18 protein-coding genes are annotated in these 22,092 nt (G+C 60.9%); 3 read left to right on the forward strand and 15 right to left on the reverse strand.

The features are described from left to right. Positions 1 to 43: 43 nt before the first annotated feature. Positions 44 to 1,336 (forward strand): DNA polymerase IV, encoded by a 1,293-nt coding sequence (locus CO670_RS06625; protein WP_097589719.1) that lies wholly within the window; start codon positions 44 to 46, stop codon positions 1,334 to 1,336. Between the two features lie 151 nt (positions 1,337 to 1,487). Continuing rightward, positions 1,488 to 2,732, forward strand: coding sequence for a L,D-transpeptidase family protein (locus CO670_RS06630; RefSeq protein ID WP_097589532.1), 1,245 nt, complete (start codon positions 1,488 to 1,490; stop codon positions 2,730 to 2,732). 14 nt (positions 2,733 to 2,746) lie between these two features. Here the strand turns inward: CO670_RS06630 and dnaE are convergent, their stop codons facing one another. Next, positions 2,747 to 6,244, reverse strand: a complete 3,498-nt coding sequence (gene dnaE, locus CO670_RS06635; protein ID WP_097589533.1) for a DNA polymerase III subunit alpha — start codon at positions 6,242 to 6,244, stop codon at positions 2,747 to 2,749. Positions 6,245 to 6,732: 488 nt separating this feature from the next. Between dnaE and CO670_RS06640 the strand changes: the two genes are divergently transcribed. Next, positions 6,733 to 7,197, forward strand: a complete 465-nt coding sequence (locus tag CO670_RS06640) for a DUF5680 domain-containing protein (RefSeq protein WP_097589534.1) — start codon at positions 6,733 to 6,735, stop codon at positions 7,195 to 7,197. An 8-nt stretch (positions 7,198 to 7,205) separates the two neighbouring features. Here the strand turns inward: CO670_RS06640 and CO670_RS06645 are convergent, their stop codons facing one another. The 14 genes from CO670_RS06645 to nuoH all read right to left on the reverse strand — a co-directional run bounded on the left by CO670_RS06645 (position 7,206) and on the right by nuoH (position 22,089). Beyond that, positions 7,206 to 7,889 (reverse strand): ABC transporter ATP-binding protein, encoded by a 684-nt coding sequence (locus CO670_RS06645; RefSeq protein WP_097589535.1) that lies wholly within the window; start codon positions 7,887 to 7,889, stop codon positions 7,206 to 7,208. Between the two features lie 14 nt (positions 7,890 to 7,903). Continuing rightward, complete coding sequence (locus tag CO670_RS06650) at positions 7,904 to 9,208, reverse strand: lipoprotein-releasing ABC transporter permease subunit (RefSeq protein WP_097589536.1); 1,305 nt, start codon at positions 9,206 to 9,208, stop codon at positions 7,904 to 7,906. Positions 9,209 to 9,223: 15 nt separating this feature from the next. Continuing rightward, positions 9,224 to 10,546, reverse strand: coding sequence for a proline--tRNA ligase (gene proS / locus CO670_RS06655; protein WP_097589537.1), 1,323 nt, complete (start codon positions 10,544 to 10,546; stop codon positions 9,224 to 9,226). A 589-nt stretch (positions 10,547 to 11,135) separates the two neighbouring features. Continuing rightward, positions 11,136 to 11,411 (reverse strand): DUF1467 family protein, encoded by a 276-nt coding sequence (locus CO670_RS06660; RefSeq protein WP_088688227.1) that lies wholly within the window; start codon positions 11,409 to 11,411, stop codon positions 11,136 to 11,138. Positions 11,412 to 11,580: 169 nt separating this feature from the next. Beyond that, positions 11,581 to 11,985, reverse strand: a complete 405-nt coding sequence (gene mce / locus CO670_RS06665) for a methylmalonyl-CoA epimerase (protein WP_097589538.1) — start codon at positions 11,983 to 11,985, stop codon at positions 11,581 to 11,583. A gap of 2 nt (positions 11,986 to 11,987) precedes the next feature. Continuing rightward, entirely contained in the window at positions 11,988 to 13,658 is a 1,671-nt protein-coding gene (locus tag CO670_RS06670) for a ribonuclease J (protein ID WP_088677245.1), read from the reverse strand. 17 nt (positions 13,659 to 13,675) lie between these two features. Beyond that, positions 13,676 to 14,440 (reverse strand): biotin--[acetyl-CoA-carboxylase] ligase, encoded by a 765-nt coding sequence (locus CO670_RS06675; RefSeq protein ID WP_097589539.1) that lies wholly within the window; start codon positions 14,438 to 14,440, stop codon positions 13,676 to 13,678. After that, complete coding sequence (gene nuoN / locus CO670_RS06680) at positions 14,440 to 15,885, reverse strand: NADH-quinone oxidoreductase subunit NuoN (protein ID WP_097589540.1); 1,446 nt, start codon at positions 15,883 to 15,885, stop codon at positions 14,440 to 14,442. The genes CO670_RS06675 and nuoN overlap by 1 nt, the downstream gene beginning before the upstream one ends. 18 nt (positions 15,886 to 15,903) lie before the next feature. Continuing rightward, the gene (locus CO670_RS06685) at positions 15,904 to 17,415 is read right to left on the reverse strand and encodes an NADH-quinone oxidoreductase subunit M (RefSeq protein ID WP_097589541.1); all 1,512 of its coding nucleotides are present in this window, start codon (positions 17,413 to 17,415) and stop codon (positions 15,904 to 15,906) included. Next, the gene (nuoL, locus tag CO670_RS06690) at positions 17,415 to 19,415 is read right to left on the reverse strand and encodes an NADH-quinone oxidoreductase subunit L (protein WP_097589542.1); all 2,001 of its coding nucleotides are present in this window, start codon (positions 19,413 to 19,415) and stop codon (positions 17,415 to 17,417) included. Before nuoL ends, CO670_RS06685 begins: the two co-directional genes overlap by 1 nt. A 7-nt stretch (positions 19,416 to 19,422) precedes the next feature. Then, positions 19,423 to 19,731 carry an NADH-quinone oxidoreductase subunit NuoK gene (gene nuoK, locus CO670_RS06695; protein WP_010066755.1) on the reverse strand — a complete coding sequence of 103 codons (309 nt, stop codon included), beginning with the start codon at positions 19,729 to 19,731 and terminating at the stop codon, positions 19,423 to 19,425. A gap of 23 nt (positions 19,732 to 19,754) precedes the next feature. Continuing rightward, positions 19,755 to 20,369, reverse strand: coding sequence for an NADH-quinone oxidoreductase subunit J (locus tag CO670_RS06700; RefSeq protein ID WP_088677240.1), 615 nt, complete (start codon positions 20,367 to 20,369; stop codon positions 19,755 to 19,757). A gap of 144 nt (positions 20,370 to 20,513) precedes the next feature. Then, complete coding sequence (nuoI, locus tag CO670_RS06705; RefSeq protein WP_017959943.1) at positions 20,514 to 21,005, reverse strand: NADH-quinone oxidoreductase subunit NuoI; 492 nt, start codon at positions 21,003 to 21,005, stop codon at positions 20,514 to 20,516. Between the two features lie 40 nt (positions 21,006 to 21,045). Then, positions 21,046 to 22,089, reverse strand: coding sequence for an NADH-quinone oxidoreductase subunit NuoH (gene nuoH / locus CO670_RS06710; protein ID WP_088677238.1), 1,044 nt, complete (start codon positions 22,087 to 22,089; stop codon positions 21,046 to 21,048). Positions 22,090 to 22,092 lie beyond the last annotated feature (3 nt).

Raw genomic sequence — 22,092 nt, forward strand, 5'->3', positions numbered from 1 at the left:
AGTTTAAAGCGTAGTGTCGCGGCGTTCAACCTTTGTTCTCACCATGACACCCGCGCCCGACAAGACTCCCGGCTTCTGTCGCGACTGCCTTGCCGAGCAGAAGGGTGAGGCGCGCCGCTGTATTTCCTGCGGCAGTCCCCGTCTGGTGCGCCATCGCGAACTCTACGCATTGACGCTTGCGCATATCGATTGCGACGCCTTTTACGCGGCCATCGAAAAACGTGACAATCCGGAGCTTGCCGACAAGCCGGTCATCGTCGGCGGCGGCAAACGCGGCGTTGTTTCCACCGCCTGCTATATCGCCCGCATCCACGGCGTGCGCTCGGCCATGCCGATGTTCAAGGCGTTGGAGGCATGCCCCGAGGCGATCGTCATCCGTCCTGACATGGAGAAATATGTCCGGGTTGGGCGCCAGGTGCGGGCGATGATGCAGGACCTGACGCCGCTGGTGCAGCCGCTGTCGATCGACGAAGCTTTCTTGGAGCTTGGCGGCACGGAGAGGCTGCATCACGATCCACCGGCGCGCACGCTTGCCAAATTCGCCCGCCGTGTCGAAAAAGAGATCGGAATCACCGTTTCGGTCGGGCTTTCCTATTGCAAATTCCTCGCCAAGGTCGCTTCCGATCTGCAGAAACCGCGCGGCTTTTCCGTCATCGGCCGCGAAGAAGCGGTGGAATTCCTGGCGCCACGCCCCGTCACCACGATTTGGGGCGTCGGCAAGGCCTTTGCGGCGACGCTGGAGGCGGATGGCATCCGCACGGTCGGCCAGTTGCAGCAGATGGAGGAAAACGACCTGATGCGCCGCTACGGCAGCATCGGCCAGCGGCTTGCCCGGCTGTCGCGCGGCGTTGACGACCGCGAGGTGCATCTCAACGATGCGGCAAAGAGCGTCTCGGCCGAAACGACCTTCTTCGACGACATCGCACGTTATGACGATCTGGTGCCGATCCTGCGCAACCTTTCCGAAAAGGTCTCATGGCGGCTGAAGAAAAACGATATTGCCGGGCAGACCGTTGTCCTCAAGCTGAAGAGCGCCGACTTCAAGATACGCACGCGCAACCGCAAGCTCGAGGACCCGACCCAGCTTGCCGACAGGATCTTCCGCATCGGGCTCGAGCTTCTTGAAAAGGAGACGGACGGCACGAAATTCCGCCTGCTCGGCATCGGCGTCACCGATCTCGGCGATGCCGCCCGCGCCGACCCGCCCGATCTGATCGACCGTCAATCCGGCCGGAGAGCGGCCGCCGAAGCGGCGATGGACAAGCTCCGCGACAAGTTCGGAAAGAATACGGTCGAGACCGGCTACACGTTCGGCGGCAGCAAGCGCGATCCCTGACCGCATGTCGCCTGGAAATGCGTAGCGGCTCCGGGCGATATGCGTCAAAACAAAGTGAAGTTGTGAGACCAGCGCGTGATCGCGCCTATAAAATCTTCCTTAAACTTCGTCCCATAATGTGCCGGACCAGTATTGCGTATGGTTGGGTATCATGTTCTCGCGTCTCGCCCTGGGCCTCGGCTTGCTGTCGGCCACAGCACTCGTGCACCCGGCTTTTGCCGCGGATGCACGCACGCTGCAGATCTTCGTCTCGAAGAACAAGCAGTCGCTTGCGGTCTATGACGGCACCGAGGTCGTCGCGACCTCGAAGGTCTCGACCGGCAAGGACGGCCACACGACGCCAAGCGGCATCTTCTCGGTGCTGGAAAAGCAGAAATATCACGAATCCAACATCTATTCGAACGCGCCGATGCCCTTCATGCAGCGGCTGACATGGTCCGGCATCGCGCTGCACGAATCCAATTCGGTGCCGCGCTATCCGGCCTCGCATGGCTGCGTGCGCATGCCCGGGGCTTTCGCAAAAATGCTCTATGGCATGACCGGCACCGGTATCCCCGTCATTATCAGCGATGGCGAATTGGCGCCGCAGCCGATCGACCATCCCACTCTTTTCCATCCGGACACGCCGGCGGCGATGCCGCTGCTTTCCGATGTCGAGTTGCGGCCCGCAATGCCCGACAGCCCGCAAAAGCCGGTACAGGTGGCGATGAACGATACGGCTGCGATACCGATGCCGGCTGCATCGCCGAAGGCCGAGCCGCCGTCCGAGCCGATCAGCATGCTGATCACGCGCCGGACGCTGCGTGAGACGGTGATCGACATCCAGGCGCTTCTCAACCAGCTCGGCTTTTCCGCCGGCGACCCCGACGGGCTGCTCGGGCCGACGACCGTGCAGGCGATCCAGGCCTTCAAGGCGCTGCGGCCGGCGGAATTTGCCGGTGACAGGAGCCTCGTCTCCGACACGCTGCTCAAGGCCATCTACGCTGCCGCCGGCAAGGGCGAGCCGCCGAACGGCGTCATCATGGTGCGGCGGGCTTTCAAGCCGATCCTCGAAGCCCCGGTCACGATCGCCGATCCCGGCCTGGCACTCGGCACGCATTTCTTCACGCTGCATGCGGTCGACGAGACGGCCGGCACGGCGGAATGGCTCGGCGTGACGCTCACCAACAACCTGTCCCGCGAGACGATGAAGTGGCTCGGCATCACCAATCAGGAAAGCTCGATCGTCACGGGCCGCCCGATCGCCCGTTCGCTCAGCCGCATCGCGATCCCCGAGGAGACGCGCCGCAAGATCGACGCTCTGATCGCGCCGGGCTCGACGCTGACGATCTCCGATACCGGCCTCGGCACGGAGACCGGCGAAGGCACGAATTTCATCACGATCACCCGGGGCTGACGCGCCCGGGCTGATCAGACAAGCTCGACGTCGACCACTCCGGGGGCGGCGCGAAGAGCGGCGGCGATTTCCGGCGTGATGCGGTATTTCTCCGGCAGCGCCACCTCGACCTCGCGTTTGCCCTCCTCCTTGATGACGATGAAGGAAACGAGGCCGTCGCCCTTGGCGTTCAGATGGCCGGCAACCATCTTCAGCGGTCCGGAATCTCGGACATAAACACGCAGCGCCTTCTGCATCTGCAGCGATTTTTCTTCCAGCGACTGGATCGTCTGGATGCGCAGGCCGATGCCCTCGGGGCGCTCCTCGCCGGTCGCGGTCAGCAGGAAGGATTTTCCCGATTCCAGTATGTCGCGATACTGGTTCAGCATCTCCGAAAACAGCACGGCCTCGAACTGGCCCGACGAATCCGAAAAGACGATGATGCCCATCTTGTTGCCGGTGCGGGTCTTGCGTTCCTGCTTCGAGATGACGGTTCCGGCAAGGCGCGCATTGGTGGCGCCCTGCTTGATGGCGGCCGAAAACTCGGCGAATGTCTGCACGCGCATCTTCTGCAGGATGTTGTTATAGGAATCGAGCGGGTGGGCCGTGAGATAGAAGCCCAGCACCTGGAATTCCTTGAGCAGCCGCTCCGAAGCCAGCCAGGGTGAATAGGGCGGCAGGGAGATCTTCTCCGGTCCCGACGTCAGCGTGCTGCCGAAAATATCCGACTGGCCGCTCAGCTTGTTTTCCTGAGCGCGCTGGGCGTAACCGAGGATGCGGTCGAGGCCGGCCGCCAGATGGGCGCGGTCCGTGCCGAAGCAATCGAAGGCGCCGGCATAGATCAGGCTTTCGAGCACGCGGCGGTTCACCTGGCGCGGGTCGATGCGCAGGCAGAAATCCTCGATGCTGGCAAAGGGCTTGTCGCCCCGCACCTCGACGACATGGTCGACGGCGGATTCGCCGACGCCCTTGAGGGCAGCAAGCGCATAATAGATGCGGTTGTCGCCGGTCTCGAAATGGCGGAAGGAGGTCTGCACCGAAGGGGCGATCACCTCGATGCCGAGACGCTTGGCGTCCTGACGGAAATCATTGACCTTTTCCGTGTTGGACATGTCGAGCGTCATCGAGGCGGCGAGGAATTCGACCGGATAATGCGCCTTCATATAGGCTGTCTGATAGGAGACGATAGCGTAGGCGGCAGCGTGCGACTTGTTGAAGCCGTAATTGGCGAATTTCGCCAGCAGATCGAAAATGACGTCGGCCTGCGGCTTCTTCACTCCATTTTTCACGGCGCCGTCGACGAAGCGCTCGCGCTGCTGGTCCATCTCGGCCTTGATCTTCTTGCCCATGGCGCGGCGCAGAAGATCGGCTTCGCCGAGCGAATAGCCAGACAGGACCTGAGCGATCTGCATCACCTGTTCCTGATAGACGATAACGCCCTGGGTTTCCTTGAGGAGATGGTCGATCATCGGGTGGATCGATTCCACCTCTTCCTCGCCATGCTTGCGGGCGTTGTAAACCGGGATGTTCTCCATCGGGCCGGGGCGATAGAGGGCCACCAGCGCGATGATGTCCTCGATGCAGTCCGGCTTCATGCCGATCAGCGCCTTGCGCATGCCCGCACTTTCCACCTGGAACACGCCGACCGTCTCGCCGCGCGACAGCATCTCGTAGGTCGGTTTGTCATCGAGAGGAATGGAGGCGAGATCGACATTGATGCCGCGCTTGGCGACGAAATCGACCGCAACCTTCAAGACCGTCAGCGTCTTTAGTCCGAGGAAGTCGAACTTGACGAGGCCAGCCTGCTCCACCCACTTCATGTTGAACTGAGTAACCGGCATATCGGAGCGCGGATCGCGATACATCGGCACGAGCTTGGAAAGCGGCCGGTCGCCGATAACGATGCCGGCAGCATGCGTCGAGGCATGGCGGTAAAGCCCCTCGATCTTCTGGGCAATGTCGAGCAGGCGTGCGACCACCGGCTCCTTTGCCGCCTCTTCCTGCAGCTTCGGCTCCTCCTCGATCGCCTTGGAGAGCGGCGTCGGGTTGGCCGGGTTGTTCGGCACGAGCTTGCAGATCTTGTCGACCTGGCCGTAGGGCATTTCGAGCACGCGGCCGACGTCGCGGAGTGCTGCGCGCGCCTGCAGCGAACCGAAGGTGATGATTTGCGCCACCTGTTCGCGGCCATATTTGGCCTGAACGTAGCGGATCACCTCTTCGCGGCGGTCCTGGCAGAAGTCGATGTCGAAGTCCGGCATCGAAACGCGTTCCGGATTGAGGAAGCGCTCGAAGAGCAGCGAAAAGCGCAGCGGATCGACGTCGGTGATCGTCAACGCATAGGCGACCAGCGAACCGGCGCCCGAACCGCGGCCGGGCCCGACCGGAATGTCATGCTGCTTGGCCCATTTGATGAAGTCGGCAACGATGAGGAAGTAGCCGGGAAAGCGCATGCGCTCGATGACGCTGAGCTCGAATTCCAGCCGCTCGCGATAATCCTTCTCCTCGTAACCCGGCGACATGCCGAGGGTGGCAAGCCGCATGTCCAGACCCTCGACCGCCTGGCGTCGCAATTCGTTCGCCTCGGCGCGCTCCGCCTCCTCGGCATCGGCGGTGGCGCCGGTGAAACGCGGCAGGATCGGCTTGCGCGTCTTCAGCACGAAGGAGCAGCGTTTGGCGATCTCGATCGTATTTTCCAGCGCTTCCGGCAGGTCGGCGAAGAGCTTCGCCATCTCGGCGCGGCTCTTCAGATAATGATCCGGGGTCAGACGAAAGCGGCTGTCGTCGGAGACGATTGCATTGTGCGCAACCGCCATCAGCGCATCATGGGCATCGTAATCGTCGCGTGCCGGGAAGAAGGCTTCGTTGGTCGCCACCAGCGGCAGGTCGTGCGCATAGGCAAGCCCGACGACCTTCTGCTCATGCCGCTTGTCGTAGGTGCCATGGCGCTGCAGCTCGACATAGAGCCTGTCGCCGAAGAGGCGCTTCAGCAGGAGTAGCCGGGCTTCCGCCTGGGCGGCATGGCCTTCCTTAATCGCCGCGTCGACCGGTCCGGTCAACGCGGCGGTCAGGGCGATCAACCCCTCGGTGCCCGCCTCCTCCAGCCATGAGGCGCGGACATGGATGGCCTGATTGCCTTCGCCGCCGAGATAGGCGCGGCTGACGAGATCGACCAGCCGTTCGTAACCGGCCTCCGTCGCGGCAAGAAGAACGATCGACGGCAACTTGACCAGCGCCTGCTGGCCGCCGCGCTTTTCCGTTTCCAGCCCGTCTTCCATGTCGATCGAGACCTGGCAACCGATGATCGGCTGCAGGCCCTCGTCCATCGCCTTCTGGGAGAATTCCAGCGCGATGAACAGATTGTTGGTGTCGGTGATGGCGATCGCCGGTTGGCTGTCGCAGGTCGCCTTGTAGAGGATCTTCTTGAGAGGCAGCGCGCCCTCTAGGAGCGAATAGGCGGAGTGGACCCGCAGGTGGATGAAGCCCGGCGTGCCGCCGGTTGCTTCCGCCGTAGAATCCTTTGCCGTCTCCGCCATGACATGCCTTCCCAATCACCCGAATGAATCGGACGCATTGTCGGCATTGAGGGCGATGATGTCCAGAAGAAGTCCCGCGTCCGGACCGCATGGCTGCCATGCGATCCCCTGAAAACTTTAGATGGCGATGACGATCAGCGAGAAGCTGGCAACGAACATTGCGATGGAGGTGAATGCTGCGATATCACGGATCATGTCAGTCATTTGGCTCTCCTTTACTCGTTATGTTTTTAATTTGTTCCATTTATGTTCTGATGTCAACAGGAATCTTTTCCTTCGTGCTTGCGTTTGAAAAATCCCGTGAGGCGCGTGCGAATCAGCTTTGCTCAGCGCTGGTGTGAGAATGCCTTCGTCAACCGGCTCGGTATTTCGACTGAAAACCGGTCCGCGCTGATCATCTAACAGCTGCGACCTCACTCGCGATTTTGTTCTTCTTACGTTCTCTCCACCGTGTTACATGCATAGCAGATGAGTTGAGGGAAACGACAATGCTCGATATCGCGATGCTGAACGACTTCATCGTCGAGGCCAAGGCCGCTACCTATGTCGGCGACGGTGTGCCTCGCCTGCCCTGCCGGCCCGGCTCTCACGATATCGGATACGAACGCGGCGACTGGCGCTATCTCGACAGCTATTTCGGCGGCACGGATTTCGCCGGACAGGAAGTGGTATGGCTTGGCGACCAACCTGTATGGGCGATGAACTATTTCGGCTGCGTCATCGCCCCTGATCTCATCGATGGGAGCGCGGCCGGGACGGTGATCAAGGCAGCTCTCTCGGCCATGTATCGGGAAGGCCGGTTTCTTGGCGGCATGGAATTCGACCATCTGCTCGGCCGTTATGTCGACCGCAGCGAAGGCGGCTGCGACCGGTTCAACGGCCATGAATGCATCATGGTCGAGGGCCGGAAAGCCTATATGCTCGATTATCGCGGCGGGCTGGTCATCCCTTGATCCCAGCCTCAGAAGTCGACGATCTTTCCGTCGGAGATCGTCACGCGCCGATCCATGCGCCGGGCAAGCTCGTGATTGTGGGTGGCGATAAGGGCTGCAAGGCCGGACTGGCGCACCAGCGCCTCCAGCGCATCGAAGACGTAACTTGCCGTTTCCGGGTCGAGATTGCCGGTCGGCTCGTCGGCAAGAAGCAAGGTCGGCGCATTGGCGACGGCGCGGGCGATCGCGACGCGCTGCTGTTCGCCGCCCGATAGTTCAGCCGGGCGATGCGAGCCGCGATGGCCGATGCGCATGTAATCGAGGAGCTGACCAGCCCGCTCGCCGGCTTCCTTCCAGGACAGCCCGGCGATCAGCTGCGGCATCATGATGTTTTCGAGCGCGGAGAATTCCGGCAGGAGATGGTGGAACTGATAGACGAAGCCGATCTCGCTACGGCGGATCGCGGTACGCTTCTCGTCGGAAAGGCCGTCGCAGGCGTGGCCATTGATGGTGACTTCACCGCCGTCGGGATGTTCGAGCAGACCCGCGACGTGCAGCAGCGTCGATTTGCCGGTGCCGGAGGGAGCAACAAGCGCGACCATCTCGCCTTTCGACAGCGAGAAATCCGCGCCTCTCAGGATGGCGAGCAGCGTATCGCCCTGCCCGTAATGGCGCTCGACGCCGGTAAGCTTGAGAACGACGTTGCGTTTCATGAAGGCGGCATTCCTTATTCGTAGCGCAGGGCCTGCACCGGATCGAGCCTGGAGGCGCGCCAGGCCGGGAAGATGGTCGCGATGAAGGAGAGGCTGAGCGCCATGACGACCACCGAGATCGTTTCGCTGATATCCATCTCGGCCGGCAGCTGGCTGAGGAAATAGACCTGCGGATTGAAGATTACGGTGCCGGAGATCCAGGAAAAGAACTGGCGGATGGATTCGATGTTGACGCAGACGACGACGCCGAGCAGCACGCCCGCAAGCGTGCCGACGATGCCGATCGCCGCTCCGGTCATGAAGAAGATGCGCATGATCGCGCCGGCGCTGGCGCCCATGGTGCGCAGGATGGCGATATCGCTGCCCTTGTCCTTCACCAGCATGATGAGACCGGAAATGATGTTCAGCGCCGCGACCAGCACGATCAGCGTCAGGATCATGAACATGACGTTGCGTTCGACCTGGAGCGCCGAGAAGAAGGTCTGGTTGCGCTGGCGCCAATCGGTAATGGCGATCTGGCGGCCGGCCGCTTCTTCCACCTTGGGCCTCAGATTGTCGATATCGTCGGGATTGTCGACGAAGAGCTCGATCGACTGCACCAGCCCTTCGGCATTGAAGTAAAGCTGCGCCTCCTCGAGCGGCATGAAGATGATCGAGGAATCATATTCCGACATGCCGATCTCAAAGAGGCCGGAGATCTTGTAGGACTTGACGCGCGGGCTGACGCCCATCGGCGTAACGTCTCCGTCCGGCGACGTCAGCGTAATCAGGTCACCGACGCGCAGACCAAGCTGATCGGCCATGCGGGTGCCTATGAGGACGCCTTCGCCGGAAGCGTAACCCACCATGTCGCCCGATTTGATGTTCTCGGAAATCGTCTTGAGCTTGGTCAGATCGTCGGCGCGGGCTCCGCGCACCAGCGCACCGGTGCTGCCGCCGGCCTGGGCGGAGGCGAGCACCTGGCCTTCCACCAAAGGCAGCGCCATCTTAACGCCGGGTACAGCGGCGAGCCTGCCGGCAAGGTCGGCATAGTCGGTGAAAGGCCCGTCGACAGGCTGCACGATCATATGACCGTTGATGCCGAGGATACGCGAGACGAGCTCGGTGCGGAAGCCGTTCATCACGGCCATGACGATGATCAGCGTCGCAACGCCGAGCATGATGCCGACGAAGGAGAAGCCGGCAATGACCGATATGAAAGCCTCCTTGCGGCGGGCGCGCAGATAGCGCCACGCCACGAGGCGTTCGAAGGTTGAAAATGGCCTGCCAGCCGGACCCAAGCCGGATTTTGAACTCCGGTCCACTGCTGCCTCTGCCATTTCGCCTCCGTTTCCTTAAGCCACGAACCTGTTGATCGCCGCTTCGATGGTCATCGTTTCGCGGGCACCCGTCTTGCGGTCCTTTACCTCCACTTCGCCGTTCGCGACCGCGCGCGGGCCGGCGATGATCTGGACGGGCACGCCGATCAGGTCGGCAGTCGCGAACTTCGTGCCGGCCCGGTCGTCGGTATCGTCATAGAGCACGTCCTTGCCGGCCTTGGTCAGCGCGGCATAGATCAGCTCGCAGGTATCGTCACAGGCCTGATCGCCCGCCTTCATGTTGATCACGACGGCATCGAAGGGCGCGACCGACGCCGGCCAGATGATTCCGTTCTCATCATGCGATGCTTCGATGATGGCGGGAACAAGGCGTGTCGGGCCGATACCGTAGGAACCCATGTGAACGAAGTGTTCCTTGCCGTCAGGCCCCTGCACTTTCGCGCCCATCGCCTCGGAATATTTCGTGCCGAAATAGAAGATGTGGCCGACCTCGATGCCGCGCGCCGACAGGCGGTCGCCTTCGGGAACGGCGTTAAAGGCCGCCTCGTCGTGCATTTCCGAGGTCGCCGCATAGAGCGAGGTCCACTTGTCGAAGATCGCCTTCAGGCCGCCGACGCTGTCGAAATCGGTGTTGTCGCCGGGAATATCGAAGCCGACGAAATCCTTGTGGCAGAACACCTCGGATTCGCCGGTGTCGGCGAGGATGATGAATTCGTGGCTGAGATTACCGCCGATCGGGCCAGTGTCGGCACGCATCGGGATGGCGCGCAGGCCGAGCCGATCGAAGGTTCTGAGATAGGCGGCGAACATCTTGTTATAGGAATGCTCTGCCCCTTCGCGCGTCAGATCGAAGGAATAGGCATCCTTCATCATGAATTCGCGCGAGCGCATGGTGCCAAAGCGCGGGCGGATCTCGTCACGGAACTTCAGCTGGATGTGATAGAGGTTGAGCGGCAGATCCTTATAGGACTTGATGGAAGAGCGGAAAATATCCGTCACCATCTCCTCGTTGGTGGGGCCGTAGAGCATCGGCCGGTCCTGACGGTCCTTGATGCGCAGCATCTCCTTGCCGTAGGCATCGTAGCGTCCGCTTTCCTGCCAGAGCTCGGCCGATTGCAGGGTCGGCATCGACAGCTCGATAGCGCCCGCGCGGTTCTGTTCCTCGCGGATGATGGCGTTGACCTTGTCCAACACGCGCTTGCCGAGCGGCAGCCAGGAATAGATACCCTGCGACTGCTGGCGGATCATGCCGGCGCGCAGCATTAGCCGGTGGGAGACGATTTCCGCCTCCTTGGGGTTTTCCTTGAGGATGGGCAAGAAATAGCGGGACAGACGCATGGCGGATTCCGGACAAGTTGAGATCCCGCGGAAAAGCGGAATCGAAGACAATTGTTAATGTCGGGAGCGTTCATAGCCGCTTCGCGGCAGGAAGGAAACCCGCAACGGACCTTGGAAACCTCCCGCACGCGCATGTTCGCACCCGCAAAATGAAAGGGCATGAAAAAGCGCGTGTTTATAAGGACTTGAACGAAAATCTTGTCAACAGAAAAATTTTGCTAGGGTGTAGCAAAAATGCAAAAAAAGGTAATGACAAAGCCCAATGTTTGAGCTAGCTTTAGCTCACAAAACAGGCAAGGAAGTTAATTCTTGCCATTTCGCGGTCAAGTCTTGGGAGGATCAGATCTTAGGCGCGCTCGTCGCAGCCCCGGCAACGGTTACAGATCACGCGATACTTAAAACAAGGCTTTTAGCCTTGTTTTTTTTTGGTTTTTCGGCTTCTTCCGTTTCCCAAAAGCCACTTCTCCTTCATAAGGAAGCAGGCCTCATTACGTTACGGAAGCTCTTTGCCGTAACAATATGACGCTGGTATGACGGTATACCGTCTCCTGCATTTACATCTGCTCAAACTTTGAGCAAAAGCTACTTCTTAATAGAAGCTCGGCCCGAATTGTGGAAGAGCATCGAAGCCCCAGCCGAAATAGGTGTCGGACACATACCAGACGCCGTAGATCACAGCCGAAATCAGCGTCGTCAGGGAAAAGACGAAGCCAGCGCGAAAACGGGTGGGCGCGCTCGGGACGGTGCCAAGCACCACGTCGTTATCCTCGGCCTGGGTGCGCAGGCCGATCGGCAGGACAGCGAACAGCGTCATCCACCATATGATGAAATAGACGGCAAATCCCTGGAGAAAAATCTGGAGCATCATGGTTCCCGTTCATGCCGGCTCGGCGCCGCAGTCTTTGCGCAATTCAAGACGCAAACCCAGCGCAGTGCTGCTGGAATTGCCCTGAAGCATCTTTATACGGCGGAATGGCGGCCAACTCAAAGCGAAGGAAATGTTTGACCACCGTTAGGTCACTCTGCCGCAGCACTCAGGCCTGCTCGAGTTCGATCAGCGTACCGAAGAAATCCCTGGGGTGCAGGAAGAGCACCGGCTTGCCGTGCGCGCCGGTCTTCGGCTGACCATCGCCGAGCACTCTTGCACCTGCCCCGACCAGCCGGTCACGAGCGAGAAGGATATCCTCCACCTCGTAGCAGATGTGGTGCATACCGCCGGCGGGGTTCTTTTCGAGGAAGGCCGCGATCGGCGAGGCGTCGCCGAGCGGCTGCAGCAATTCGACCTTGGTGTTCGGCAGTTCGACGAAGACGACGGTGACGCCGTGCTCCGGCAGGGTCTGCGGCTCAGAAACGGCAGCACCCAGCGTATCGCGATAGGCGGCCGTCGCCGCGGCGAGATCAGGAACGGCAATGGCGATATGGTTCACGCGGCCGAGCATGCTCAGACCTTGGTGACGAAGGCGGTGACAACAGGCTTCTTGCCCCAGGTTTGGTTCGCGGCGGCGCGGACGGCGCGGCGCACGGCTTCCTGCAGCATGTCGATATCCTTGCGGCGGGCACGCGGAATGCTCTCGATGGCGCCGATCGCCGCGTCGTAGAGCGTATCTTCCATCTCGTCGCCCTCGTCGTCATAAACAGGCAGGCCGATCGAAACGAGATCGGGATCGCCGATGATATCATAGCGCGCATCGAGCACGATGCTGACCGCGACATGGCCGACATAGGAGAGCTTCTTGCGCTCGCCGATGCCCATCTCGTCGAAATCGCCAATCAGCATACCATCCTTGTAGATGCGGCCATGCGGCGCCTCGCCGATCACCTCGACGGGACCGGGCGCCAGCCGCAAGATGTCGCCATTGCGCACGCGCGGCACGATCGCAATACCGGATTGTTCGGCAAGCTCCTTGTGGGCCGTCAGATGCGTCGCTTCGCCATGGACGGGGACGACGATCTTCGGCCGCGTCCACTCGTACATCCTCTGCAATTCGTTGCGGCGGGGATGGCCGGAAACGTGGACCAGCGCCTCGGTGTCGGTGATGATGTGCACACCCTGTTCGACGAGGCCGTTCTTGATGTCCTGGATCGCCTTCTCGTTGCCGGGAATGGCGCGCGAGGAGAAGACGACGATGTCGCCGGCCGCAAATGCCACATTGCGCATCTCGTCGCGGGAAAGCTTGGCAAGGGCTGCGCGCGCCTCGCCCTGGCTGCCGGTCAGGATGACGACGACCTTGTCGCGCGGGATATAGCCGTATTCTTCCTCTGATATGAAAGGCTTCACGCCTTCCATCAGGCCGATATCCTGGGCGACATCGACGACGCGCTTCAGCGAGCTGCCGAGCAGCAGCACTTCGCGGCCGGCCGCCTCGGCAGCCTCGGCGACGGTGCGGATACGCCCGACATTCGAGGAGAAGGTGGTGATCGCCACCCGGCCCTCGGCATCCTCGATGATCTTGCGCAGGCTCTCCGACACATCCTTCTCGGAGGGCGAAACACCGTCGCGCAGCGCATTGGTGGAATCGCACATCAGCGCCAGCACACCCTCGTCGCCGAGCTGGCGGAAGCGCGTCTCGTCGGTCAGGGGGCCGAGCGAGGGCTCGTGGTCGATCTTCCAGTCGCCGGTGTGGATGACATTGCCAGCCGGCGTGCGGATCATCAGCGACATCGGCTCGGGGATCGAATGGTTGACGGCCACACCTTCGATGCTGAAGGGGCCGACATTGATCGTGTCGCCCGCCTTGAACGGCGTCACCGGCACTTCACCGATCGTTGCCTTCTCGAAATTGCGTTTGGCTTCGAGCAGGCCTGAGGTAAAGGCCGAGGCGAAGACCGGCACGTTGAGGCCCGGCCAGAGATCGGCGAGCGCGCCGTAATGGTCTTCATGGGCATGGGTGATGATGATCGCCTTGAGGTTCTTGCGCTCGCTGGCGAGGAAGCGGATATCGGGCAGCACGAGGTCGACGCCCGGCAGGTCGGGGCCGGGAAAGGTGACGCCGCAATCGACCATGATCCACTGGCGATGCTCGGGCGGGCCGTAGCCGTAAAGAGCGAGATTCATGCCGATCTCGCCAACGCCGCCCAGAGGCAGGAATACCAATTCGTCCTGTTTCGCCATAATTTTCGTTTTTTCCGCTATCCAAAAAACACATCACCGGCGGCAATAGACATCATCCTGCCAGCGCCAGTATCGAGCATCAACAAGCCATTATCATCAATCCCGGCGAATTGTCCGGAAATCGACCGGTCCGGTAAATTGACCGTGATCTTTTCGCCAATGCCACAGGCAATAGTGCGCCAGCGCTCCGTAATCGCGCCGATGCCGCGGCCCTGATCCCATATATCGAGCACGTCAGCCATTGCAGCGAAGAGATGGGCGAAGAGTTCCTCGGGAGAAGCCGCACTCCCCTGCTCGCGCAGGCAGGTGACGGGATAGAGCGGATTATCGGGCACTACCGAAACATTGATGCCGATGCCGACGATCAGCGCATAGCGCCCGTCCGGCAGCCCCTCGCCTTCGACGAGGATGCCGCAGGTCTTCTTTCGACCGATCAGAATGTCGTTAGGCCATTTGATCTCGAGCGGCTCGGCGCCCGGCGGCAGCACCTGGCGGATCGCCTGATGCACGGCGACTGCGACCGCCAGCGGCAGAGAGCCGAGCCGTTCCATCGGCGCGGGGTCGATCAGGAGAAGCGAGGCATAGAGATTGCCGCGCTCGGAAACCCATAGCCGACCGCGACGGCCACGGCCGCCGGTTTGCCTTTCAGCGGTTATCCATAGGTTTCCGCCCTCGCCTGCCCGAGCCCGGGCAAGGCATTCGCTATTGGTAGACGATGTTTCCGACAGAGCCTCGTGCCGGAAATCGCCGAGCGATATCCGGCGTCGTCCGTCGGAGGCCATCAGAAGAGCGTCGCGGCGGCAAGCGCTGCCGCGCCGCCGATCGGTCCGCCGATGAGGACATAGGCGGTGACGAAGAGGCCGGAGAGACCGAAGACCAGGCGCAACGAGCCGGAGACACGAGCGAATTCGCCGGTTGCTTCGTCGAACCACATCAGCTTGATGACGCGCAGATAATAGTAGGCGCCGACGACGGAGGCGAGAACACCGATGATGGCGAGCGCATAGAGCTTGGCCTCGATGGCGGCGACGAAGACGAAGTACTTCGCAAAGAAGCCGGCGAGCGGCGGAATGCCGGCAAGCGAGAACATCAGCGCTGTCAGCACCACAGCCATGAATGGGTTGGTGGTCGAGAGGCCGGCGAGATCGTCGACATTCTCGACGACGGTGCCGTCCTTGCGGCGCATCGACATGATGATCGCAAAGGTCCCGAGCGTCATGATCATGTAGATGACCATGTAAAGCATGACGCCGGAAACACCTGTCTGATTACCGGCGGCAAGACCGACCAGAGCGTAACCCATGTGGCCGATCGAGGAATAGGCCATCAGTCGCTTGATGTTCTTCTGGCCGATCGCGGCGAAGGAGCCGAGCAGCATCGAGGCGATCGAGATGAAGACGACGACCTGCTGCCAGTCCGCCAGAACCGGCTGGAAAGCGGTGATGACGATGCGGGTCATCATCGCCATGGCGGCAACCTTGGGGGCTGCAGCAAAGAAGGCGGTCACCGGCGTCGGAGCACCTTCGTACACGTCTGGCGTCCACATGTGGAAGGGAACGGCCGAAATCTTGAAGGCGATGCCGGCAAGAATGAAGACCAGACCGAAGACGAGGCCGAGCGAACGCGCGCCCTCGACGGACAGCGCCTGGGCGATCTCGGAGAAATGGGTGTGGCCGGTGAAGCCGTAGACCAGCGACATGCCGTAGAGCAGCATGCCCGAGGACAGAGCGCCGAGGACGAAATATTTCAGGCCGGCTTCGGTCGACTTCAGGCTATCGCGGTTGATCGCAGCGACGACATAGAGCGCCAGCGACTGCAGTTCCAGTGCGAGATAGAGCGAGATCAGGTCGTTGGCCGAGATCATCAGCAAGATGCCGAGGGTCGCCAGCACCAGGAGAACCGGGAACTCGAACTTGTCGAGCTGGTTTTCGCGTGCATGGCCCATCGTCATGAACAGGGCGACCAGCGAACCGATGAGCGCCACCAGCTTCATGAAGCGGGAGAAGCCATCGGCCATATAGACGCCGCCATAGGCAAGGCCTTCCGCCGGAACGAAGAGCAGCCACAGGCCGGAAGCCAGGAGCAGGACGATAGCAAGGCCGGTGACGACGGGGCCCGACCGCTCGCCTGAGAAGACGCCGACCATCAGCAGGACAAGGGCGCCGACCGCGAGGATGAGCTCCGGCGCGGAAAGATGCAGACTGAGGAGGATTGTTTCAGCGGTCATGTCCGATAAGTCCCGTCATCAATTCATAGACAGCGCAACATTCTGCGCTGCGTGCACGGCGGCCGTGTAGTTGTTGACCAGCAGATCCACCGAGGCGGCCGTCGCATCGAAGACCGGAGCCGGGTAAACGCCGAAGAAGATGGTCAGCGCGATCAACGGGTAGAGGATGAGCTGTTCGCGTCTGGAAAGATCGAGCAGTGCCTTCAGCTTTTCCTTTTCCAGCGCGCCGAAGATCACCCTGCGATAAAGCCAAAGCGCATAAGCGGCCGAGAGGATGACGCCGGTGGCGGCAAAGAGCGCGACCCAGGTGTTGACCCGGAAGACGCCGATCAGCGTCAGGAATTCGCCGATGAAACCCGACGTGCCGGGAAGCCCGACATTGGCCATGGTGAAGACCATCATCGCGACGGCATACTTCGGCATGTTGTTGACGAGGCCGCCATAGGCGTTGATCTCGCGGGTATGGGTGCGGTCATAGACGACGCCGACGCACAGGAAGAGCGCGCCGGAGACGATGCCATGCGACAGCATCTGGAAGATCGAACCCTGGACGCCCTGCATGTTGGCGGCGAAGATACCCATGGTCACGTAGCCCATGTGCGCCACCGAGGAATAGGCGATCAGCTTCTTGATGTCGTCCTGCATCATCGCCACCAGCGAGGTGTAGATGATGGCGATGACGGACAAGGCGAAGACGAACGGCGCGAAATAATCGGACGCGACCGGGAACATGCCGAGCGAGAAGCGGATGAGGCCGTAGCCGCCGAGCTTCAGCAGCACGCCCGCCAGGATGACCGAACCTGCCGTCGGCGCCTGAACGTGGGCATCCGGAAGCCAGGTATGGACCGGCCACATCGGCATCTTCACCGCGAAGGAGGCGAAGAAGGCGAGCCATAGCCAGGTCTGCATTGCCGGCGGGAACTTGTAGGCGAGCAGCGCGGTGATGTCGGTCGTGCCGGCCTGCCAGTACATCGCCATAATGGCGAGCAGCATCAGCACCGAGCCGAGCAGCGTATAGAGGAAGAACTTGTAGCTCGCGTAAACGCGGTCCTTGCCGCCCCAGACGCCGATGATCAGGAACATCGGAATGAGGCCCGCTTCGAAGAAGACGTAGAAGAGCACGATATCGAGCGAGACGAACACGCCGATCATCATCGTTTCCAGGATGAGGAAGGCGATCATGTATTCCTTCAGGCGCTTCTCGATCGAGAGCCAGCTCGCCAGCACGCAGAAGGGCATGAGGAAGGTCGACAGGATCACGAACAGCATCGAGATACCGTCCACGCCGACATGGTAGCCGATGCCGGTGCCGAGCCAGTTGTGCTTCTCGATCATCTGGAAGCCCGGATTGGCATTGTCGAAGCCGATCCAGATGAAGAGCGAGACGACGAAGGTAAAGACGGTGGTGATCAGCGAGATCCACAGCACGTTCTTGCGGCCGCTTTCGCTCTCGCCGTTCATCAGCAGCAGAAGCACCACGCCGACGAGCGGCAGGAAGGTGACCGTTGAAAGAATAGGCCAATCGGTCATCAGAAGGAACTCCCGAGCATCATCCAGGTAACGAGCGCCGCAATGCCGATCAGCATGGCGAAGGCATAGTGATAGAGGTAACCGGTCTGCAGACGGACCACGCGGTCGGTAACGGCGACGACGCGGGCGGCGACACCATTCGGGCCGTAGGTATCGATGACGCCGACGTCACCCTTCTTCCACAGGAAGCGGCCAAGGGCTCGCGCGGTACCGACGAAGAGGAAGTCGTAGAGCTCGTCGAAATACCACTTGTTCAAGAGGAAATGGTAGAGCACCCGATGCTGCTTGGCGAGGATGCGCGGCGTCTGCGGCGAGCGGATATACATGTACCAGGCGGTAACGAAGCCGAGCACCATGGCGATGAAGGGGCTCAAGGCCACGAGCGCAGGCACGTGGTGGAATTCTTCCACCAGCTCGTTTTCTGCACCCGTGAAGAGCGCGCCCTTCCAGAATTCGGCATATTCTTCGCCGTAGAAGCGGCCTTCGAAGATCACGCCCGCAAGCACCGCGCCGATCGCCAGCAGATAGAGCGGAACCAGCATGACCTGCGGCGACTCGTGAACATGGTGCATGACTTCGTGCGAAGCGCGCGGCTTGCCGAAGAAAGTCATGAAGATCAGACGCCAGGAATAGAAGCTCGTGAACAGAGCCGCGATGACCAGCAGCGAGAAGGCGAAGCCGGAGACGGGCGAGTGCGAAGCATAGGTCGCCTCGATGATCACGTCCTTCGAGAAGAAGCCGGCAAAGCCGATCGGCGTGAAGGGAATGCCGACGCCGGTGATCGCCAGCGTGCCGATGATCATCATCCAGAACGTCACCTTGATGTGCGGCCGCAGGCCACCCATGTAGCGCATGTCCTGCTCGCCATCGACGGCATGGATGACCGAGCCGGCGCAGAGGAAGAGCAGCGCCTTGAAGAAGGCATGCGTGAAGAGATGGAAGATCGCCGCGCCATAGGCCCCTACCCCGAGCGCCACGAACATGTAGCCGAGCTGCGAGCATGTGGAATAGGCGATGACGCGCTTGATGTCGTTCTGCACGAGGCCGACGGTCGCCGCGAAGAAGGCGGTGATCGCGCCGATCACGGTGACGACCACGAGCGCATCGTGCGACAGTTCGAAGAGCGGCGACATGCGGGCGACGAGGAAGACGCCGGCGGTGACCATGGTTGCGGCATGGATGAGAGCCGAGACCGGGGTCGGGCCTTCCATCGCGTCCGGCAGCCAGGTGTGCAGCAGAAACTGGGCCGACTTGCCCATGGCACCCATGAAGAGCAGCAGGCAGATGCCAGTCAGCGCATGCGCCTTGTCGAGCTGCATGCCGAAGAGGTTGAGGATCACCTCGCTCGCCTCGCCGCCGCCTTCATGCGGAGCGAAGTTCGAAGCATTGGCGAAGATCGTGTCGAAACCAATCGAGCCGAACAGCACGAAGACACCGGCAATGCCGAGCACGAAGCCGAAGTCGCCGACGCGGTTGACGATGAAGGCCTTCATCGCCGCAGCGGTTGCCGACGGCTTCTTGAACCAGAAGCCGATCAGGAGATAGGAAGCAAGACCGACGCCTTCCCAGCCGAAGAACATCTGGGCCAGGTTATCCGCCGTCACCAGCATTAGCATGGCGAAGGTGAAGAGCGAGAGATAGGCAAAGAAGCGCGGGCGATGCGGATCGGTGTGCATGTAGCCGATCGAATAGACGTGAACCAGCGTCGAGACCGTGTTGACGACGATCAGCATGACGGAGGTCAGCGTATCGATACGCAGCGACCAGGAGACATCGATGCCGCCGGACTGGATCCAGCGCAGCACCTCGACCTTGATCGGGCCGCCTTCGGCGTGGCCCATGCCGACCGTGAAGAAGACGAACCAGGACAGGATGGCGGCGATGATCATCAGGCCGCTGGTGACATATTCCGAAGCCTTGGCGCCGATGGCGCGGCCGAACAGGCCGGCGATGATCGCGCCGATCAAGGGAAGAAAGACGATAGCCTTATAGAGGAACATGAGCCACTCAGCCCTTCATCATATTGACGTCTTCGACCGCGATCGAGCCGCGGTTGCGGTAGAAGACAACGAGAATTGCAAGACCGATCGCCGCCTCGGCAGCCGCGACCGTCAGGATGAACAGCGCGAAGACCTGGCCGACGATGTCGTTCAGGAAATGGGAGAAGGCGACCATGTTGATGTTGACGGCAAGCAGGATCAGTTCGACCGACATCAGGATGACGATGACGTTCTTGCGGTTCAGGAAGATGCCGAAGACGCCGAGCGTGAAGAGGATGGCGCTGACCGTCAGGTAGTGGGAAAGTCCGATGACCATGTTCTTTGTTCCTTGACCTGCCTTTAGACGCCCTGCCCCGGCTTGACCGAAACCACCTCGACGGCGGTGGCGGGCGTGCGGGAAACCTGCCTGGAAATGTTCTGCCGCTTGATGTTGGTGCGGTGCCTGAGCGTCAGGACGATGGCGCCGATCATGGCAACCAGCAGCACCAGACCGGCGATCTGGAAGAAATAGACGTAGTTGGTGTAGAGCACGTCGCCGAGGGCGGCCGTATTGGTGCGCTCGCTGAGTGCCGGGATCGGCATGGCGACGGACTTGGCAATATCGGGCGAGATGACGCTGCCGCCGATGACGACAATCAGCTCGGCTGCGAGAATGATTCCGATCAGCGCGCCGATCGGCGCATATTCGAGAACACCGGCGCGAAGCTCGGTGAAATCGATGTCGAGCATCATCACCACGAAGAGGAAGAGAACCGCGACCGCGCCGACATAAACGACGAGCAGGATCATCGCCAGGAATTCGGCACCCGCCAGCAGGAAGAGGCCGGCCGCATTGAAGAACACCAGGATCAGAAACAGAACCGAGTGAACCGGGTTCTTCGCCCAGATGACCATGAACGCCGACGCTATCGCGACAAAGGCGAAAAGATAGAAAAATAGAGCCTGCAGACCCATGTTGGTGCCTTTTTCATCTTCCCCCGGGCAGCCGGGAGTTTCCCTGCCCGATGGAGCTTTCCGCGGCGCTGGCCGGCAAAGCTCCTGTGCATATTGACCGCGGGAGGAGCACTCGGGCTCCCTCGCAGCATTTCAAAACGTCAATCAGCGGTACGGAGAATCGATCGCGATGTTGCGGGCGATTTCGCGCTCCCACCGGTCTCCGTTATCCAGAAGCCGCGCCTTGTCGAAATAGAGTTCTTCGCGGGTTTCCGTCGCAAATTCGAAATTCGGACCCTCGACGATCGCGTCAACGGGGCAGGCTTCCTGGCAGAAGCCGCAATAGATGCACTTCACCATGTCGATGTCGTAGCGCACTGTGCGGCGCGTGCCGTCGTTGCGGCGGGGACCGGCTTCGATGGTGATCGCCTGGGCAGGACAGATCGCCTCGCAGAGCTTGCAGGCGATGCAGCGTTCCTCGCCGTTCGGATAACGGCGCAGCGCGTGCTCACCGCGGAAACGCGGGGAAACCGGACCCTTTTCAAAGGGATAGTTGATCGTCGCCTTCTGGCGGAAGAAATAACGCATCGACAGGAAGAACGCGCCGACGAATTCCTTGAGAAACAGCGAGTTGATGGAGCCGGACAAGCTTGCCATCTTCAACCTCCAATTTTGCCGGAAACGAGAGCGGACATCATCATGCCCATCCCATCAGTTTCAGCACGAATGCAACGATGATGACCATGGCGAGCGACAGCGGCAGGAAGACCTTCCAGCCGAGGCGCATGAGCTGGTCGTAGCGGTAGCGGGGGACGAAAGCCTTGACCATCGCGAACATGAAGAACACGAAGCAGGCCTTCAGCATGAACCAGATGATGCCGGGAACCCAGTTGAGGATCCAGATATCGACCGGAGGCAGCCAGCCGCCGAGGAAGAGGATCGTCGTCAACGAGCACATCAGGCAGACGGCCGCATATTCGCCGAGCATGAACATCATGTACGGCGAGGAGCCGTATTCGACCATGAAGCCGGCGACGAGTTCCGATTCGGCTTCCGGAAGGTCGAAAGGCGGGCGGTTCGTCTCGGCAAGCGCCGAAATGAAGAAGATGATGAACATCGGGAACAGCGACAGCCAGTGCCAGTCGAGGAACGACGCCGGCAGGCCGAGCATCGTGCCGAGGCCGGTGTGCTGTGCATTGACGATATCGGTCAGGTTCAGCGAACCGACGCAGAGCAGCACGGTGACGATGACGAAGCCGATCGAGACTTCGTAGGAGACCATCTGTGCGGCCGAACGCAGGGCGCCGAGGAAGGGATACTTCGAGTTCGAAGCCCAGCCGCCCATGATGATGCCGTAGACTTCGAGCGACGAGATCGCGAAGATATAGAGGATGCCGACATTGATGTTGGCAATCACCCATCCGTCGGCGAGCGGCACTACCGCCCAGGTGGACAGCGCCAGCAGCACCGTCACCAGCGGAGCCAGCAGGAAGACCGCCTTGTTGGCGCCGGCCGGGATGATCGGCTCCTTGAAGACGAATTTCAGAAGGTCGGCGAAGGACTGGAACAGGCCGAAGGGGCCGACGACGTTCGGGCCGCGGCGCAGCTGCACGGCCGCCCAGATCTTGCGGTCGGCGAGCAGCACATAGGCGATGAAGACGAGCAGGCAGACGAGAAGCAGCAGCGACTGACCGATCATGATGATCGCCGGCCAGACATAGCTCGAAAAGAAAGAATCCATAGT

This window comes from Rhizobium sp. J15, from assembly GCF_002531825.1.
Classification (GTDB): domain Bacteria; phylum Pseudomonadota; class Alphaproteobacteria; order Rhizobiales; family Rhizobiaceae; genus Rhizobium.